The sequence below is a fragment of the Guyparkeria sp. SB14A genome (assembly GCF_005096345.1).
GTDB classification, from domain to species: Bacteria; Pseudomonadota; Gammaproteobacteria; order Halothiobacillales; family Halothiobacillaceae; genus Guyparkeria; species Guyparkeria hydrothermalis.
In genome coordinates this window covers 102,989-119,401 of sequence record NZ_SWAW01000004.1, presented here as the reverse complement: position 1 = coordinate 119,401, position 16,413 = coordinate 102,989, and the positions used below count along the sequence as shown (strand labels likewise).

Here is a 16,413-nt window from a genome sequence, read left to right as displayed (position 1 = left end):
CGTCCGGGGACGGCGAGGCGCCCTTACTTGATCTTGGCTTCCTTGTAGATGACGTGCTTGCGTACTACCGGATCGTACTTCTTGATTTCCATCTTTTCCGGCATGTTCCGCTTGTTCTTGTCGGTCGTGTAGAAGTGGCCGGTGCCAGCGGTGGATACCAGTCGGATTTTGTCGCGCATGTCGTGTTACCTGTCGAAATAGGGTGGTAAGCGGTGTTTCAGACCTTCTCGCCGCGGGCACGCATCTCGGCGATGACCGTCTCGATGCCGACCTTGTCGATCGTGCGCAGGCCGTGGCTGGAAACACGCAGGCTGACAAAGCGCTGCTCGCTCTCTACCCAGAACCGCTTCTTGTGCAGGTTGGGCAGGAACCGACGCCGGGTCTTGTTGTTCGCGTGCGATACGTTGTTACCGACCGCCGGGCGCTTCCCGGTTACTTGGCAAACTCGGGCCATGATTGTCTCCTGAGCGACTCGTCTTGTTTGCGCGCGTGCCAAGGGGATCGGAGCCTGTTCGGCGGCCGGCACGCGGGCGGGTCAATTCAAAGGCCGCGTAGGATAAAAGAACCTTGCCGGGTTGGCAAGCGTCTCCTCGCAGTGAGTGCCGACGTCGGTCATCACGCCGGTGGCCGGCCGAGGATTCTACCCGACCGACGCCGGTTCGGCCCGTCACCCGGTCATCGGCCAGACCCACAGGATCACGGGCACGGCCACCACGACGACCAGCAGCGACAGCGGCAGGCCCATGTGCCAGTAATCGCCGAACCGGTAGCCGCCCGGCGCCATGACCAGCGTGTTTGACTGATGGCCGATCGGCGTGAGGAAGGCGCAGGAGGCGCCGATGGCCACCGCCATGAGAAACGGGTCGGGCGAGGCGTTCATGCCCTGCGCGATCTGGATGCCGATCGGGGCGGCGAGCACGGCCGCTGCCGCGTTGTTGACCAGGTTGGACAGCAGCATGACCGCCGTCATCAGCAGCGCCAGGGTGGCGAACGCGGGCAGGTGGTCGGCGGCGACCAGCAGGGTCTCGGCGATCAGGGCCGAGCCGCCCGTGGTTTCCAGCGCCTGGCCGACCGGCAGCATGGCGGCGAGCAGCACGATCACCGGCATGTCGATGGCGCGATAGGCATCGTCGGAGGGCAGGAGCCCGGCGATCACCATCGCCACGGCGGTGCCGACCAGCGCCATGGCCACCGGCAACAGGTCGAAGGCGACGAGGGCGAGGCCGGCGACGAAAATGCTGGCGCCCAGCGCGACGCGACGAGGACGGGCGATATTGAGTCCGCGCGCGGCCAGCGGCAGGCAGCCGAGTCGGCTCATCGCGCCGGGCAGGCTCTCCTCGCGCCCCTGCAGCAGCAGGATGTCGCCGGGCAGAAAGCGGATGTGACTGATGCGCTGTTTCAATCGCCTGCCCTGTCGGGCGACGGCCAGCACGTTCACCCCGTAGCGCTCTCGCAGGTCGAGTGCCCCCGCCGAGTTCCCGACCAGCCTCGAGTTGGGCGCGACGATCGCCTCGGCCAGGGTCAGCTCGCCGGCGGTCTTGTCGGTTTCTTCCTCGCTCTCGGCGGTTTCGCCGGCAGCCAGTTCCACCCCGGTGACGTCGATCAACGCCTTGAGACCGTCGGAATCGGCCTCGATCAGCAGGATGTCGCCGGGCCGGAGCACCTCGTAGGTCGAGGGCATCCGTCGGCGCTCGTCCTCTCGCAGCAGGGCGGTGACCATCACGTCGGTCTCGTCGGCGACCGAGTCGATCAGCTCGTGCACGCTGCGCCCGGCATAGCTGCTCGATTCCGGCACCCGCACTTCCGTCAGGTAGTTCTCGATCTCGAACAGCTCGCCGTTCTCGGCCGACTGGCTGCGACAGGGTGTCAGTCGCCAGCCGACCAGGGCGATGAAGGCGATGCCCGCGAGCGTGATGGCCAACCCCACCGGCAGGAAATCGAACATGCCGAAGGCCGGCGAGTCGGTGTCGGTCCGGTAGGCGGCGATGATGATGTTCGGGGGCGTGCCGATCAGGGTGAGTGTGCCGCCGAGCAGCGAGCCGAAGGCCAGCGGCATGAGCAGGAACGACGGCGAACGGCCGGCATGCCGGGCCATCCAGACGGCCACCGGCATGAACAGCGCCAGCGCGCCGACGTTGTTGATGAACCCCGAGCTCAGCGCCACCACCCCGGTCAGGGTGATCACCTGGACCATCGGGCGGTCGCCCACCCGGGTCAGCCGGCGGGCGAGCACGTCGATCACCCCGGCGTTGATCAGCGCGCGGCTGAGGATCAGCACCGCCGCCACGGTGATCACCGCCGGGTGGGACAGCCCGCTGAACAGGGACTCGGGTGGCACCAGTCCAGTCAGTCCGGTTGCCAGCAGGGCAAGTATCGCGACCACGTCGTAGCGCAACCGTCCCCAGGCAAATCCCGCCAGGGTCAGCCCCAGGATCGCGAACAGCAGGCCCTGGTCGGCGCTCATGGTGGCGACTTGTGCTCCCACCAGGTCGGCAGGTCGGCGATCGACCCGATCACCCCGTCGGCCGAGATATCGCCGTCGAGATCCGTCGGGCGAAACTTGCCGGTGCGGACCAGGAGTGCCCGCAGGCCGGCGCCTTGGGCGCCGCCGATGTCGCCGACGATGTCGTCACCGATCATCAGGGTCTGTTCGGCGGGCACCCCCAGTTGCTCTACGGCCCGTTGGAAGAACGCCGCGCTGGGCTTGCCCAGCACGATCGCCTCGCGTCCGATGGCGTACTCGAGCCCGCGCACGAACGGGCCGACGTCGAGACGTGGGCCGTCCTCGGCCTCCCAGAATCGGGTCAGGCCGAGCGCGACCAGTGGCGCGTCCGGATTTTGCTTGAGCCAGCGGAAGGCGCGATTGTAGGTGGCGAAGTCCCATCCCTCGCCCAGATCGCCCAGCACGATGGCCGCAACGCGCTGGTCGTGGGGAGAGGCGGGGATGCAATCGGCGAACTCCGCCCGGGTGGCCTCGGGGACGAACAGGCCGACCGGCCCGTCGACGTGTCGTGACAGCCACTGACGGGCGGCGACCGGTGGCGTGATGATCTCGTCTGCCCGGGCCTCGATGCCCATCGACTCGAGCTTGTCGACCAGGGCCGTGCGGGGTCGAGAGGTGGTGTTGGTGACGAAACGGAACGGGATGGCCTGTCGACGGCACCACGCCAGCGTCTCGACCGCCCCGTCGATGGGGCGGTCGCCGACGTAGAGCACGCCGTCCATGTCGAAGAGAATCGCCGGCATTGTCTGGGAACCCCCGGTGGCTTCCCTTCCTGTATAGCAGGAGCGGGCCGGGATGACCTGCCGCGGCCTTTGCTATGATGAGCCGCCTTGCCCGGGAGGGCGCCTCGTGCCGATCCGTGGCGTACCGAAGCGACCCGGCTCAATCCATCCGTTCATCAGCCTGAAGAACCCGCAATCTATGTCCAAGAACGACAAGCCGCCGGTGGTGCTCTCCGGCATCCAGCCTTCCGGGCAACTGCTGATCAGCCACTACGTCGGCGCGATCCGCAACTGGGTCAACATGCAGGACACGCACGATGCGCTGTTCATGCTGGTCGACCTGCACGCGATCACCGTGCGCCAGGACCCGGCCGAGTTCCGCTCGCGCTGCTACGACTTTTTGGCCCTGTATCTCGCCTGCGGGCTGGATCCGGACAAGAGCACGCTGTTCGTCCAGTCGCACGTGCCGGCCCATGCCGAGCTCGGCTGGGTGCTCAACTGCTACACTTACATGGGCGAGCTCGAGCGCATGACCCAGTTCAAGGACAAGTCGCAGCGCCACCAGGCCAACATCAACGCCGGCCTGTTCGACTACCCCGTGCTGATGGCCGCCGACATCCTGCTCTACCAGGCCACCCACGTGCCGGTCGGCGCCGACCAGAAGCAGCACCTCGAACTGACCCGCGATCTCGCCATGCGCTTCAACAAGCTCTACGGCGACATCTTCACCGTGCCCGAGCCGTTCATCCCCAAGGCGGGCGCGCGCGTGATGTCGCTGCAGGACCCGACCGCGAAGATGTCGAAGTCCGATCCCAGCGAGGCCAGTTACGTGGCCCTGCTCGACGAGCCGAAGAAGATCCTCAAGAAGTTCAAGAAGGCGGTGACCGACTCGGACATGGAGATTCGCTTCGACCCCGAGAACAAGCCGGGCGTGTCCAACCTGATGACGCTCTTGTCGATCTTCGGCGACGAGTCGATCGAGTCGATCGAGAGCCGCCTGGCCGGCGAGGGCTACGGCAAGCTCAAGGTCGAGACCGGCGAGGCGGTGATCGCCCACCTCGAGCCGATCACCGCGCGCTACCGCGAGATCCGTGCCGACGAGGCCGGGCTGGATGCCATCCTCGCCAAGGGCGCCGAGCGCGCCGCCGAGCGTGCCCGGCCGACCCTGCAGCGCGCCTTCGATGCCCTCGGTTTCCTGCCGCGCCCGGACATCCTCGGCTGATCGGGACGGAACGTCACGTGACTGCCACCCCTCGGATCATTCGTCCCGACGCCGCCCCGGGCCTGACGCGTGCCTGGTCGGTGGCGGCCATCCAGGCGCATGAACGGGCCCTGTTCGCCGGCGGGGTGGATGCCTATGGCCTGATGGAGCGTGCCGGTGGCGCGGCGTTTGCCGAGCTGCGCGGCCGCTGGCCGGCCGCCCGGCACCTGGCCGTGCTGGTCGGGCCGGGGCAGAACGGCGGCGATGGGCTGGTGATCGCCCGGCTGGCGCGAGAGGCCGGCCTGATGGTCGATCTGCTCGGCTGGCAGCAACCAGGCTTTCACGGCAGTGCAGCGCATGCCTGGTCGGCGCTCTCGACGGCCGTCCCCGGCATCGAGGTGCGGACCGAACCGACCGCCATCGACGAGGCGCTGCGCGCGGCCGACGTGGTCGTCGACGCCCTGTTCGGGATCGGTCTCGATCGGGCCATCGAGGGCGCGCCGGCCGATTTCCTCGAGCGCGTGGCGGCCGTGACCGACTCGCGGGACGAGCGTCCGGGCCTGCTGGCCGTCGATCTGCCCTCGGGTGTCGATGCCGACCGTGGCGCGGTCGATCCGCGAACCCTGGCGGCCGACTGCACGGTGACCTTCCTTGGCATCAAGCGTGGCCTGAGCACCGGCCCGGCCGTGGCAGTCTGTGGCGCGCGGGTACTGGCCGATCTCGGTCACGCCCCCGAGCCGGCCGACGAGATCCCGCTCGACCTGCTGGCGGGTGGCGTTCACCTCGCCCGGCGCTCGGCCGATGGGCACAAGGGGCGTTTCGGCACCGTGCTGGTCGCCGCCGGCAACCGCGGCATGCCCGGCGCCGCCCGGTTGGCCGCCGAGGCGGCCCTGTGTGCCGGGGCCGGCAAGGTGATCGTCGCCACCCATCCCGATCATGCCGCCACGCTCAACATCGGCCGGCCCGAGTTGATCGTGCATGGCGTCGACAGCGCCCATGACCTGCTGCGCCTGGCCTCGATGGCGACCAGCATCGTGGTCGGGCCCGGGCCCGGGCTGGGGCGTGACGGCTGGGCGATGACCGTCTGGCGTGCGCTGCGCGACTGCCCCTTGCCGCTGGTGGTGGATGCCGATGCCCTGCGCCTGTTGGGACCGAATTCGTTGCGTGACCGGGGGGCGGTGATCACGCCGCACCCGGGCGAGGCGGCCATGCTGCTCGAGTGCGATACCGCCGCCATCAACACCGACCGCCTCGGGGCAGCGCGTTCGATTGCCGAGCGACTCGGTTGCGCGGTGGTGCTGAAGGGGGCCGGCAGCGTGCTGGCCGATGGCGATCGCCTTGCGGTGTGCCAACGGGGCAGTGCCGCGTTGGCGACGGCGGGCACCGGCGACGTGCTGGCCGGCCTGCTCGGTGCCCTGCTGGGCATGGGGCTGTCGCGGTTTGCCGCGATGGAGCTCGCGGTCTGCCTGCACGCCGAAGCGGGCGAGGTCGAGGCCGAGGCGCACGGCGAGTGGGGCATGGCCGCCAGTGACCTGTTCGGCGCAATCCGCGACCGCCTCAACGGCCGCTCGGGCGAGCAGGGGCGCATCGTGTCGCCCGGGTCGGGCTGGCGCCGGGCCCGCTGCGCGAATGGCGCGCCACCGGGGCAGGGCGGACAATGACGGCGTCCATGGCCGAGCAACGCCACCACGCGCTCGATCAAGCGGCGGTCGAGGCATTTGCCGCGCGCCTGGCCGCGGTGGCGCCCGCGGCGGGCCTGTTGTCACTGCGCGGCGAGCTGGGCGCGGGCAAGTCCACCTTCGCCCGGGCGTTCCTGCGTGCGCTGGGGGTGAGCGGCACCATTCGCAGCCCCACCTACACGCTGGTCGAGCCCTACGACGTGACCGCGCCGCCGGGGGGACCCGACCGCGTGCTGCATCTCGATCTCTACCGGCTGGCCGACCCCGAGGAGCTCGACTACCTCGGCGTGCGCGACGAGGCGGACCAGGCGCTGTTCCTGGTCGAGTGGCTCAGTCAGGCTGCCGGCGAGCTCGAGGCGGACCTCGAGCTATCGCTGTCGGGTGAGGCGAGTCGTCCGGACCGACGTGATCTTGTCTGCCGGGCGGCGACCCCGCTGGGCGAGGCCTGGCTGGCGCGACTTGCGGCCGATTGAGTCGGCGTTATCGCCGGGTGTGGTGTTTTTTCAACGCCAGCCAAAAGCACATCATCTTGTGCTTATCGCCTGGCCCGGGTGCCATATTTGGTAAGCGCGCTCCTCGTATCGGGTTAAGAAGTACGCGCTATCTTCTTGCAATTGTTGAAAAAAATCCCTTTTGGCGCACACTGTAGGAACCGTGTTGCACGACACGTTCTTGGGGCTGTGTTGCCAGAGGTGGAGCATGAACAACTCATCCCAATCTGCCCGTGACGCGCTTGCCTTGCTTGCTGCCGACCGCCGCCGCTTCCTGCGCATGGCGCTTGGCACCGGCGCGGCGGCGTTCGGCCTTCCCCTGGCCGGTCCGGCGCTGGCCGGTCGGGCCGCCGAGGTTTCCCGCGTCGAGGCGGGCCGCCACGAGGGCTTTACCCGCTACGTCTTCGCCATTTCCAACCCGGTCGACTTCGATACGTTGCTGCTGGACAACCCGGCACGCGCGGTCATCGACATCCATTCGACCCGGCTGAAGGATGTCTCCCTGCCGTCGACGCCGGACTCGCCGGTGGTCAAGGGGCTGCGCGTGGGCGTACGCAACGGCCACGACCTGCGCCTCGTGTTCGATCTCAAGAAACGGGCCCGCCCGCAGATCATCATCCTGCCGCCCACGGGTGGCGGGTCGCACCGACTGGTGGTCGACCTGCCTCACGGCGGCGGCGCGGATACCGTGATCGCCGAGCGCCCGGACGTCCCCCGCCAGGAGTCCACGTTGCAGTCCGGGTCGGGCGCGTTCCGCGACCTGGTCGTGGCGATCGATCCCGGCCACGGCGGCAAGGACCCCGGCGCCATCGGCCGCCGTGGCACGCGGGAAAAGGACATCGTGCTCAACATCGGCCTGCAGCTGCGCGACCTGATCGCGGCCACGCCGGGCCTGACCCCGGTGATGACCCGTGACGACGACCGTTTCATCCCGCTGCGCCAACGCACCGAGATCGCCCGTCGCCACGAGGCGGACCTGTTTATTTCCGTGCACGCCGATGCCTTCCGTCTCGCCTCGGCGAAGGGGGCCTCGGTCTACTGCCTGAGCCAGAACGGGGCCAGTTCCGAGGCCGCCCGCTGGCTGGCGGCCAAGGAGAACAGCGCGGACTTCGTCGGCGGGGCGTCGCTGTCCGGTCACGACGAAGACGTCGCCTCGGTACTGCTCGACCTGGCCCAGACCAAGACGCTGGAATCGAGTCTCGACTTCGCCGACCGGGTGCTCCAGCGCATCGGCAACATCGCCAAGCTGCACAAGCACGACGTGCAGCAGGCCGGGTTTGCCGTGCTCAAGTCGCCGGATATCCCCTCGATCCTGGTGGAGAGCGCCTTCATCAGCAATCCGCAGGAAGAGCAGCGCCTGCGCTCGTCGAGCTACCAGCGCCAGATCGCCCAGTCGATCCTCGAGGGCGTGAACAGCTACTACACGGCGCACGCCCCACAAGGCACCCGCTACGCGATGCTCTGAGGTCGGGCCGGTCTGCTCCTTGTCTCGAGCTGAGACACGGGGTGACAATGGCGGCTTTGCCCGGAGTCCCATGGCCGAGATCCGCCAACTGCCACAGTCCCTGGTCAACCAGATCGCCGCCGGCGAGGTGGTCGAGCGGCCGGCCAGCGTGATCAAGGAACTGGTGGAAAACGCCCTCGATGCCGGTGCCGACCGAATCGAGGTGCAGGTCGCCGCCGGCGGGGTCAAGCAGCTGTCCGTGCGCGACAACGGCCACGGCATGCCCCCCGAACAACTCCCCCTGGCGATCTCGCCCCACGCGACCAGCAAGATCCGCGATCTCGATGACCTCGAGGCGGTGGCCAGCTTCGGCTTTCGCGGCGAGGCGCTGGCCAGCATCCAGTCGATTTCCCGCCTGCGGCTGGTTTCGCGCACCGCCGCGGACGAACATGGCTGGGAGCTCGCCCCCGGCGTGTTCGACGAGCCCCGCCCCACGCCGGCGAAGCCCGGCACCTTGGTCGACGTGCGCGATCTCTTCTTCAACGTGCCCGCGCGCCGCAAGTTCCTGCGTACCGAACGGACCGAGTTCGGCCACGTCGACCAGCTGCTGCGCAAGCTCGCGCTCGCCAACCCCGAGGTCGCCTTTCGCCTGAGTCACAACGACCGGCTGGTGTTCGATCTGCCGGCGGTCGACCTCGATTCGATCGAGCAGCGCATTGCCGCGGTGCTCGGGCGCGGCTTTCTCGACGAGGCGCGCGAGATCGATGCCGCGGCCTCGGGGTTTGCCCTGCAGGGACTGGTCGCCAGCCCCCAGTACGCCCGCGCCTCGACCGATCAGCAGCTGTTCTTCGTCAACGGCCGGGTGGTGCGCGATCGGCTGGTCGCCCACGCGATCCGTCGCGCCTACAGCGACGTATTGCACCACGCGCGCCACCCGGCCTACGTGCTCTCGCTGCGCCTCGATCCGGCGACGGTGGACGTCAACGTGCATCCGACCAAGGCGGAGGTGCGCTTTCGCGATGCCCGCGGGGTGCACGACTTCCTGTTCCAGTCCGTGCATCGGGCGCTGGCGACCCCGGGTGGTGCGGCCTCTCCGGGCGTTGCTGAAGCGGGCGAGGCGATGGCGCCCGCCATGCCGGTGGTCGGTGGTGCGCCGCGCTCCGGCGCCGGGGCGTCCTTTGCCGCTGATGGGGTGGCCGGCCTGGCGACGGGCGGGCGCTCGGCACAGGGTTACTTCTCCCTGCTCGAACAGGCGCGGGCCGGTGAGGGCGAGGGCGGCCGGGTCGCCGAGCCGTTGCCGGAGGATGCCGAAATCCCCCCGTTGGGGTATGCCATCGCCCACCTGGGCGAGATCTACATCCTGGCGCGCAACCGCGACGGGCTGGTGATCGTGGACGCCCATGCCGCCGCCGAGCGGGTCACCTACGAAAGGCTCAAGCAGGGTTGGCGCGAGCGGGCGCTGTCGGTCGCCCCGTTGCTCTTGCCGGTGGATATCGCGGTTTCACCCGCCGAGGCGGAGGCCTTCGAGACCTGGCAGGAGGCCTTTGCCGCCGCCGGGGTGGTGCTCGATCGGGTCGGGCCCGAGCGGGTCCGGGTGCGCGAGGTGCCGGTGATGCTGCGCGAGGCGGACATCGAAACGCTGGTGCGCGAGATGCTCGCCGAAATGCGGCGCGTGCCGCTGGCCGGCGACGATGTGCCGCGCGCGGTGGTGGGCGACCGCATCGACGAGATCCTTTCCACCATGGCCTGTCACGGCTCGGTGCGGGCCAATCGTCGTCTGACGGTCCCCGAGATGAATACCCTGCTGCGCGACATGGAGCGCACCGAGCGTAGTGACCAGTGCAACCACGGTCGGCCGACCTGGCGTCGACTGACGATCGAGGAGCTCGATCGCTGGTTCATGCGGGGGCAGTGACGGTGGACGCGAACGTGCTGCCGATCGTGGCCATCGCCGGGCCGACCGCCTCGGGCAAGACCGCGCTGGCCATGCGTCTGGCCGACCGGCTTCCCGTGTCGATCATCTCGGTCGACTCGGTGATGATCTATCGCGACATGGACATCGGCACCGCCAAGCCGGACGCCGAGTTGCTCGCGCGCTACCCGCATGCGTTGGTGGATATCCGCGATCCGGCCGAGACGTACAGCGTCGAGCAGTTCTGTCGCGATGCCGTGGTCGCGATTGCCACGGCCCGGGATGCGGGGCGAGTGCCCCTGCTGGTGGGCGGGACGATGATGTATTTTCAGGCGCTGCTGCAGGGCATTTCCCGGCTGCCGCCGACCGATCCGGCCGTCCGCGCGGCGGTGGCCGAGGAGGCGGCGGCCAGCGGCTGGCCGGCCATGCACCAACAATTGGCCGAGGTCGACCCGGTGGCCGCCGCGCGCATCCACGCGACCGACCCGCAGCGCATCGGCCGGGCGCTGGAGGTCTTTCGTGCCACCGGCAAGAGCCTGAGCGACTGGCAGCAGGAACACCCGCCGGTCTCGCCGTTGGCCGACGAGCGGCTGCTGGCGGTGGCGCTGTGGCCGCCGAGCACCGCGCACACCCGCCGGGCGGTGGCCGAGCGCTTCGATGCCATGCTCGAGGCCGGTTTTCTCGCCGAGGTCGAGGCCCTGTATGCCCGGGGTGACCTGCACCCCGGGATGCCCTCGATGCGCGCAGTCGGCTACCGGCAGGCCTGGGCGCACCTGGCCGGCGAATGGGATTTCGACCAGATGCGCGACCGGGCGATCACGGCCACGCGCCAGTTGGCCAAGCGCCAGCGCACCTGGTTGCGCTCGGCCCCGCACTGGGAGGCGGTGGACGCCCAGGCGGTCGATCGGGTCGAATCGCGCATAATGAACTTTATCGCCGGGAAGGCATCTTGAAGGGGGCGCGAGACGTGGCGGCGCGCCCCTGGACCGGCCGGTCTGTCACCGGTGGATAATTCCCCCTACACTTCTCATTGATTGAATTGCCGACAGGTATCCCCATTGTTCCGGCCATTGCCCGCTCGTCGCGGCAGCCGTTACACCGGGGCACAGGCCGCCGAGAACGGCCGACCGGCCCAAGAGGCCGGATAACCAACAAGAGGAATCACCATGGCCAAAAGCCAGTCACTGCAAGAACCGTTTCTCAATACCCTGCGTCGTGAGCACATTCCGGTATCCATCTACCTGCGCAACGGCATCAAGCTGCAGGGCCAGATCGACTCGTTCGACAACTTCGTCGTGCTGCTGAAGAACAACGTCTCCCAGCTGGTCTACAAGCACGCGATCAGCACCATCGTGCCGACCCGGCCGGTGAACATCGATGCCGAGCCCAAGGGCGAGGGCCGCGACGGCGGGGGCGACGAATAACCCCGATGGAGTTCTTCGAGCGCCACCAGGGCGGTGAACGGGCCGTGTTGCTGCACGTCGAGCAGCGCGCGGTGGATTCCAACGAGGACCTGACCGAGTTCCGCGAGCTGGTCAGTTCGGCCGGCGCCGAGATCCTCGCCGAGAGCACGGTCAACCGTCAGACCCCGGACCCGCGCCTGTTCATCGGCAAGGGCAAGGCCGAAGAGCTGGCCGAGCTGGTCGCCGCGCACGAGGCCGAACTGGTGATCGTCAACGCCCAGCTCTCGCCCTCCCAGGAGCGCAACCTGGAGCGGCTGGTCAAGTGCCGCGTGCTCGACCGGACCGGCCTGATCCTCGACATCTTCGCCCAGCGCGCCCGCTCGCACGAGGGCAAGCTGCAGGTCGAACTGGCCCAGTTGAACCACCTGGCCACGCGTTTGGTGCGGGGCTGGACCCACCTCGAGCGCCAGCGCGGCGGGTCGATCGGTCTGCGCGGGCCGGGCGAAACCCAGCTCGAGATGGACCGCCGCCTGCTCGGCGGACGCATCAAGCAGCTCAAGGAGCGTATCGCGCGGGTGCGTCGCCAGCGGGCCGAGGGGCGTAAGGGGCGTCAGCAGTCGGACGTGCCCACCGTGGCCCTGGTCGGCTACACCAACGCCGGCAAGTCCACCCTGTTCAACGCCCTGACCGTGGCCGAGTCCTTCGCCGCCGACCAGTTGTTTGCCACGCTCGACACCACGCTGCGCCGGGTGGAGATGAACCCGCAACTGACGGTGGTGTTCGCCGACACGGTCGGCTTCATCCGTCACCTGCCGCACGAGCTGGTCTCCGCGTTTCGTTCCACCCTCGAGGAGACGCTGGAGGCCGACCTGCTCCTGCACGTGGTCGATGCCGCCTCGCCGGAGCGCGATCGGCAGATCGAGGACGTCGAGGTCGTGCTCGAGGAGATCGGCGCGGGCAAGATGCCGCGCCTGACCGTCATGAACAAGATCGATCAGCTCGAAGACGATGCCGTGCGGGTCGATCGCGATGCCGCCGGCCTGCCCAGCCGCGTCTGGGTGTCGGCCAAGGAATCGCTCGGGCTCGACGAGCTGCGCGAGGCCCTGGCCGAGCGACTCGAGCCGAGCAGCGTCACGCGACGGCTGTTCATCCCCATGGCCGACGGCCGCCTCTACGCCCAGCTGCAGGGGGAGGGCGCCGTGCTCGAGGAATCGGTCGACGAGGATGGCTGGCACCTGGAGATCAATCTGCCGGTGGCGCGCTGGGGGCAGTTGCTCAAAAAGGAACCGGCACTGGCCGACATGGTGCTCGATGCCCCCGAGCCGGCGCCGCCCGAGCCCTTCGAGGTGGTCCTGGCCGACCGCGAGCCCGGACACTGACGGCGGTTGCCACGTCCGGCCACGGCCACTACACTTTGGCGCTGCTTTCCGCCCGTCGGGCGGGGTGGATGTCACGAAACCTCACGCATACCCACTGCCCGCCGGATTCGCCGGCGGCAATCACTGGAGAAGCCCATGGCCTGGAACGAGCCGGGTGGCGGTAAAGATCCCTGGTCGAATCCCCGCGGCCGGGGCGGTAAGCCGCCCAACATCGACGATGCCCTCGGACGCCTGAAGGACCGCTTCGGCGGCGGTGGCGGCATGGGCAATGCCGGTGGGTCCAAGGGGATCCTGGCGATCATCGGCATCGTGCTGATCGGTTGGCTGATCTCCGGTATCTACATCGTCGACGAAGGCCAGCGCGGCGTCGTGCTGACCTTCGGCAAGTACACCAGCACCGCCGGTCCGGGGCCGCACTGGCATCCGCCGTACCCGATCTCGGACGTGATCACCGTCAACGTCGACGAATACCGCGACCGCGAGCTCAGCATGACGGTGCTGACGAACGACGAGAACATCGTCGACGTCGATCTCTCCAGCCAGTTCACCGTGCGTGATCCGGTCGAGTTCCTGTTCAACGTCCGCGATCCCAACGGCACGCTGCAGGACGTCATGCAGAGCGCGATCCGCGAGGTCATCGGCTCGAGCCGCATGGACTACGTGCTGACCGACGGCCGGGTCGAGATCGTCGACGCGGTGCGCACCCGCATGCAGGAGTTGCTCGAGTCCTACCAGACCGGCCTGAACGTCCGCTCGGTCAACCTGCAGGACGTCCAGCCGCCCGAGCCGGTCCAGCCGGCCTTCGAGGACGCCATCCGCGCCCGCGAAGACGAGCAGCGTTACATCAACGAGGCGCTGGCCTACGCCAACCAGGTGGTGCCGCGCGCCCGTGGTGACGCCGCCCAGATCCTCGAGCAGGCAAAGGGCTACCAGTCCCGCGTCATCAACCAGGCCCAGGGTGAGGCCGCGCGATTCGATGCGCTGCTGGCGTCCTACCGGATCGCCCCGTCGATCATCCGCGAGCGGATCTACATCGACACGCTCGGCGAGATCTACGCCAAGGGCAACAAGATCGTGGTCGACCCGGACAACGCCAACAACATCCTGAACCTGCCGTCCGGTACCAAGGGCAACGTCATGCAGGATTCCGACCTGCGCGGTGGCGCGCCGCTGGCGGTGCCGTCGCTCTCGACGAGCACCTCGTTCGAAGGTAATTCGGGCAGTTCCAACAACAACCGTTCCGGTCTGCGTACCAGGGGGTCCGAATGAACTGGGTGACGCGCCTGCTGCTGCCGATCATCGTCGTGATCGTGTTCCTCTACGCGACCGCGACCTTCCAGGTGGCCGAATACCAGGAGGGCGTGAAGTTCCGCCTGGGTGAAATCGTCGAGACCGACTTCGAGCCCGGCCTGCACTTCAAGCTGCCGTTCGTGAACTCGGTGCGCCTGTTCGACACGCGCATCCTGTCGCTGTCCACGCCGCCGGAGCGGTTCTTGACCAGCGAGAAGAAGAACCTGATCGTCGACTACTACATCAAGTGGCGCATCACGAACCCGGCCGACTTCTACCGGGCGACCCGCGGTCAGGAGTCGGTGGCCGAGAGCCGTCTGAACCAGATCGTCAAGGACAGCATGAAGAGCCAGATCTCCAGCCGGACCATCGCCGAGGTGGTGTCCGGGGATCGCGACCTGTTCATGCGCAACGTGATCGAGACCACCAACGAGGACATCTCCGGGCTGGGTCTGGAGATCGTCGACGTGCGGATCATGCGCATCGAGCTGCCGCAGGAAGTGCGCGAGTCGGTCTACTCGCGGATGGAGAAGGAGCGCTCGACGGTGGCCAAGGCGATCCGCTCGCGCGGTGAGGAGCAGGCCAAGCGCATCACCTCCGATGCCGATCGCCAGCGCGTGGTGATCATCTCGGAGGCCGAGCGCGAGGCCGACGAGATCCGAGGCGAGGGCGATGCCGAGGCGGCGCGCATCTACGCCGAGTCGTTCGGCCAGGACGAGGAATTCTTCGCCTTCTACCGCAGCATCCAGGCCTACCAGAAGGTCTTTGCCAACGGCAGCGACACCTTCGTGCTCAGCCCGGACAGCCCGTTCTTCCGCTACTTCGAGTCGCCGAACGGCACGGGCGAGTCGGGCGACGCCGCGCTGCCGGCGCGGTAAGCGGCCATGATGGACGACCTGCTGCGGGTGCTCGGCCTGGTGCTGATCATCGAGGCGCTGCTGCCGTTCATCAGCCCGCGGACCTACCGGCAGGCGGTCGCGCAGATCGCCCTGACCCCGGATTCGCGCATGCGGATCATCGCCTTGGTGATCCTCCTGCTCGGGCTTGCGCTCTGGGTCTGGGGGTAGTCCGCACCCCGTCCCGATAGAAGAACCCCAGCCCGGGCTGGGGTTTTTTGTGTGCCGCGTTTACAATACGCGGGTTTTGCCCCGTGCCGTGTCCCGCCTCGGCCCTTCGTCCACGACACACTCGACACCCTGCAACAGCAATGAGCAATCAGTCCCCCTGGATTCTGCCGGCCGGCATCGACGAGGTCCTGCCCGCGCAGGCACGCCGCATTGAGCGCGTTCGCACCCGGATGCTCGAAACCTTCGATCGCTGGGGGTACGAGCTGGTCGTTCCGCCGATGGTGGAGTTCATCGACACCCTGTTGGTCGGCACCGGCGAGGACCTCGACCTCGAGACGCTCAAGGTCACCGACGGCCTGTCCGGTCGCCAGCTCGGCGTGCGTGCCGACATGACCCCGCAGGTCGCGCGGATGGATGCCCACAGCCTGCCGTCGGTCGACGAGCGGCGGCTGTGCTACATCGGCACGGTGATCCGCGCCAAGACCGACGGGCTGGGCGGCTCGCGCGCGCCGATGCAGGTGGGTGCCGAGCTGTTCGGCAGCGACGGCCCGGAGGCGGACGTCGAGGTCATCTCGCTGATGACCGAGGCGCTGGCGGTCGGCGGCTGCCGGCAGATGACGCTGGATCTCGGGCACGTGGGCGTCTTCCGAGCGCTGGTGCGCGCCGCGGGCCTCGACGAGGCGCGCGAGGATCAGCTGCGTGACGCGCTGACCCGCAAGGCCGTCCCCGAGATTCGCCAGACGCTCGCCGGCTGGTCGCTGGAGGCATCGCTCGTCGAGGCGATCGAGGCACTCTGCGACCTGCACGGCCCCTGGCAGGCCACGCTCGCGTCGGCCGGACAGCGCCTGAACGGGCTGCTGGATGCCGAGGGGCGGGCCGCGTTGGATCGCCTGGCCACCGTGGCCGAGGCGATCGATACCCGTGTCGACGGCGAGGTGTTGGTCGACCTGTCCGAACTGCACGGCTATCACTACCAGACCGGGCTGGTCTACGCCGCCTACTCGCCGCGCATGGGGCGCGAGATCGCCCGCGGCGGTCGCTACGACGACATCGGCCAGGTGTTCGGCCGTTCGCGTCCGGCGCTGGGCTTCTCGCTCGACCTGCGTGACCTCTTGGGCGAGGACGACGACGAGGCGCCGGCGGGCCCGACGGTCTACGCACCGGCGCGCCTCAACGACGCGGCCCTCGACCGGGCGGTGGCCGACCTGCGCGGCAAGGGCTACCGCGTGATCACGACGAAATCGATTCCCGACGGCGCCGCGCAGCTGGTCGCCGTCGATGACGGACAAACACAAACTTGGCAGCTAACGGGTGAATAGGAC

16 protein-coding genes are annotated in these 16,413 nt (G+C 68.4%); 12 read left to right on the top strand and 4 right to left on the bottom strand.

What is annotated here, in order from left to right; genetic code table 11:
* Positions 1-23: 23 nt before the first annotated feature.
* The 4 genes from rpmG to FAZ79_RS03120 form a co-directional block, all read right to left on the bottom strand.
* Positions 24-179, bottom strand: a complete 156-nt coding sequence (gene rpmG, locus FAZ79_RS03135; RefSeq protein ID WP_136866501.1) for a 50S ribosomal protein L33 — start codon at positions 177-179, stop codon at positions 24-26.
* Positions 180-217: 38 nt separating this feature from the next.
* Complete coding sequence (rpmB, locus tag FAZ79_RS03130; RefSeq protein WP_125197716.1) at positions 218-454, bottom strand: 50S ribosomal protein L28; 237 nt, start codon at positions 452-454, stop codon at positions 218-220.
* Positions 455-667: 213 nt separating this feature from the next.
* Entirely contained in the window at positions 668-2,464 is a 1,797-nt protein-coding gene (locus tag FAZ79_RS03125; protein WP_136866499.1) for an SLC13 family permease, read from the bottom strand.
* On the bottom strand, positions 2,461-3,246 hold the full coding sequence (locus tag FAZ79_RS03120; protein WP_136866497.1) for a TIGR01458 family HAD-type hydrolase: 786 nt from the start codon (positions 3,244-3,246) through the stop codon (positions 2,461-2,463). Before FAZ79_RS03120 ends, FAZ79_RS03125 begins: the two co-directional genes overlap by 4 nt.
* A 178-nt stretch (positions 3,247-3,424) precedes the next feature.
* Between FAZ79_RS03120 and trpS the strand changes: the two genes are divergently transcribed.
* From trpS to FAZ79_RS03060, 12 genes are all read left to right on the top strand, one after another.
* On the top strand, positions 3,425-4,447 hold the full coding sequence (gene trpS, locus FAZ79_RS03115) for a tryptophan--tRNA ligase (protein ID WP_136866495.1): 1,023 nt from the start codon (positions 3,425-3,427) through the stop codon (positions 4,445-4,447).
* A 17-nt stretch (positions 4,448-4,464) separates the two neighbouring features.
* A complete protein-coding gene (locus FAZ79_RS03110) occupies positions 4,465-6,087 on the top strand; it encodes an NAD(P)H-hydrate dehydratase (RefSeq protein ID WP_247709477.1) in 1,623 nt (540 codons plus the stop codon).
* A gap of 8 nt (positions 6,088-6,095) precedes the next feature.
* A complete protein-coding gene (gene tsaE / locus FAZ79_RS03105; RefSeq protein WP_136866491.1) occupies positions 6,096-6,578 on the top strand; it encodes a tRNA (adenosine(37)-N6)-threonylcarbamoyltransferase complex ATPase subunit type 1 TsaE in 483 nt (160 codons plus the stop codon).
* Positions 6,579-6,804: 226 nt separating this feature from the next.
* On the top strand, positions 6,805-8,061 hold the full coding sequence (locus FAZ79_RS03100; RefSeq protein ID WP_136866489.1) for an N-acetylmuramoyl-L-alanine amidase: 1,257 nt from the start codon (positions 6,805-6,807) through the stop codon (positions 8,059-8,061).
* Between the two features lie 70 nt (positions 8,062-8,131).
* Positions 8,132-9,955, top strand: coding sequence for a DNA mismatch repair endonuclease MutL (gene mutL / locus FAZ79_RS03095; RefSeq protein WP_136866487.1), 1,824 nt, complete (start codon positions 8,132-8,134; stop codon positions 9,953-9,955).
* 2 nt (positions 9,956-9,957) lie between these two features.
* Complete coding sequence (gene miaA / locus FAZ79_RS03090) at positions 9,958-10,905, top strand: tRNA (adenosine(37)-N6)-dimethylallyltransferase MiaA (protein WP_282097227.1); 948 nt, start codon at positions 9,958-9,960, stop codon at positions 10,903-10,905.
* A gap of 213 nt (positions 10,906-11,118) precedes the next feature.
* Positions 11,119-11,376: an RNA chaperone Hfq gene (gene hfq / locus FAZ79_RS03085; RefSeq protein ID WP_136866485.1), complete on the top strand. Its 258-nt coding sequence runs from the start codon at positions 11,119-11,121 to the stop codon at positions 11,374-11,376.
* A gap of 5 nt (positions 11,377-11,381) precedes the next feature.
* A complete protein-coding gene (hflX, locus tag FAZ79_RS03080; RefSeq protein WP_136866482.1) occupies positions 11,382-12,734 on the top strand; it encodes a ribosome rescue GTPase HflX in 1,353 nt (450 codons plus the stop codon).
* 135 nt (positions 12,735-12,869) lie between these two features.
* On the top strand, positions 12,870-14,003 hold the full coding sequence (gene hflK, locus FAZ79_RS03075) for an FtsH protease activity modulator HflK (RefSeq protein WP_136866479.1): 1,134 nt from the start codon (positions 12,870-12,872) through the stop codon (positions 14,001-14,003).
* Positions 14,000-14,902 carry a protease modulator HflC gene (gene hflC, locus FAZ79_RS03070; RefSeq protein WP_136866476.1) on the top strand — a complete coding sequence of 301 codons (903 nt, stop codon included), beginning with the start codon at positions 14,000-14,002 and terminating at the stop codon, positions 14,900-14,902. Before hflK ends, hflC begins: the two co-directional genes overlap by 4 nt.
* 6 nt (positions 14,903-14,908) lie before the next feature.
* Positions 14,909-15,091: a DUF2065 domain-containing protein gene (locus FAZ79_RS03065; protein WP_136866473.1), complete on the top strand. Its 183-nt coding sequence runs from the start codon at positions 14,909-14,911 to the stop codon at positions 15,089-15,091.
* Between the two features lie 140 nt (positions 15,092-15,231).
* Positions 15,232-16,410, top strand: a complete 1,179-nt coding sequence (locus FAZ79_RS03060; protein ID WP_136866470.1) for an ATP phosphoribosyltransferase regulatory subunit — start codon at positions 15,232-15,234, stop codon at positions 16,408-16,410.
* Positions 16,411-16,413: the final 3 nt, after the last annotated feature.

Bases quoted from the DNA above. Each gene is read 5' to 3' on its own strand.
- rpmG (WP_136866501.1), bottom strand. From the start codon at position 179: ATGCGCGACAAAATCCGACTGGTATCCACCGCTGGCACCGGCCACTTC.
- rpmB (WP_125197716.1), bottom strand. From the start codon at position 454: ATGGCCCGAGTTTGCCAAGTAACCGGGAAGCGCCCGGCGGTCGGTAAC.
- FAZ79_RS03125 (WP_136866499.1), bottom strand. From the start codon at position 2,464: ATGAGCGCCGACCAGGGCCTGCTGTTCGCGATCCTGGGGCTGACCCTG.
- FAZ79_RS03120 (WP_136866497.1), bottom strand. From the start codon at position 3,246: ATGCCGGCGATTCTCTTCGACATGGACGGCGTGCTCTACGTCGGCGAC.
- trpS (WP_136866495.1), top strand. From the start codon at position 3,425: ATGTCCAAGAACGACAAGCCGCCGGTGGTGCTCTCCGGCATCCAGCCT.
- tsaE (WP_136866491.1), top strand. From the start codon at position 6,096: ATGGCCGAGCAACGCCACCACGCGCTCGATCAAGCGGCGGTCGAGGCA.
- FAZ79_RS03100 (WP_136866489.1), top strand. From the start codon at position 6,805: ATGAACAACTCATCCCAATCTGCCCGTGACGCGCTTGCCTTGCTTGCT.
- mutL (WP_136866487.1), top strand. From the start codon at position 8,132: ATGGCCGAGATCCGCCAACTGCCACAGTCCCTGGTCAACCAGATCGCC.
- hfq (WP_136866485.1), top strand. From the start codon at position 11,119: ATGGCCAAAAGCCAGTCACTGCAAGAACCGTTTCTCAATACCCTGCGT.
- hflX (WP_136866482.1), top strand. From the start codon at position 11,382: ATGGAGTTCTTCGAGCGCCACCAGGGCGGTGAACGGGCCGTGTTGCTG.
- hflK (WP_136866479.1), top strand. From the start codon at position 12,870: ATGGCCTGGAACGAGCCGGGTGGCGGTAAAGATCCCTGGTCGAATCCC.
- hflC (WP_136866476.1), top strand. From the start codon at position 14,000: ATGAACTGGGTGACGCGCCTGCTGCTGCCGATCATCGTCGTGATCGTG.
- FAZ79_RS03065 (WP_136866473.1), top strand. From the start codon at position 14,909: ATGATGGACGACCTGCTGCGGGTGCTCGGCCTGGTGCTGATCATCGAG.
- FAZ79_RS03060 (WP_136866470.1), top strand. From the start codon at position 15,232: ATGAGCAATCAGTCCCCCTGGATTCTGCCGGCCGGCATCGACGAGGTC.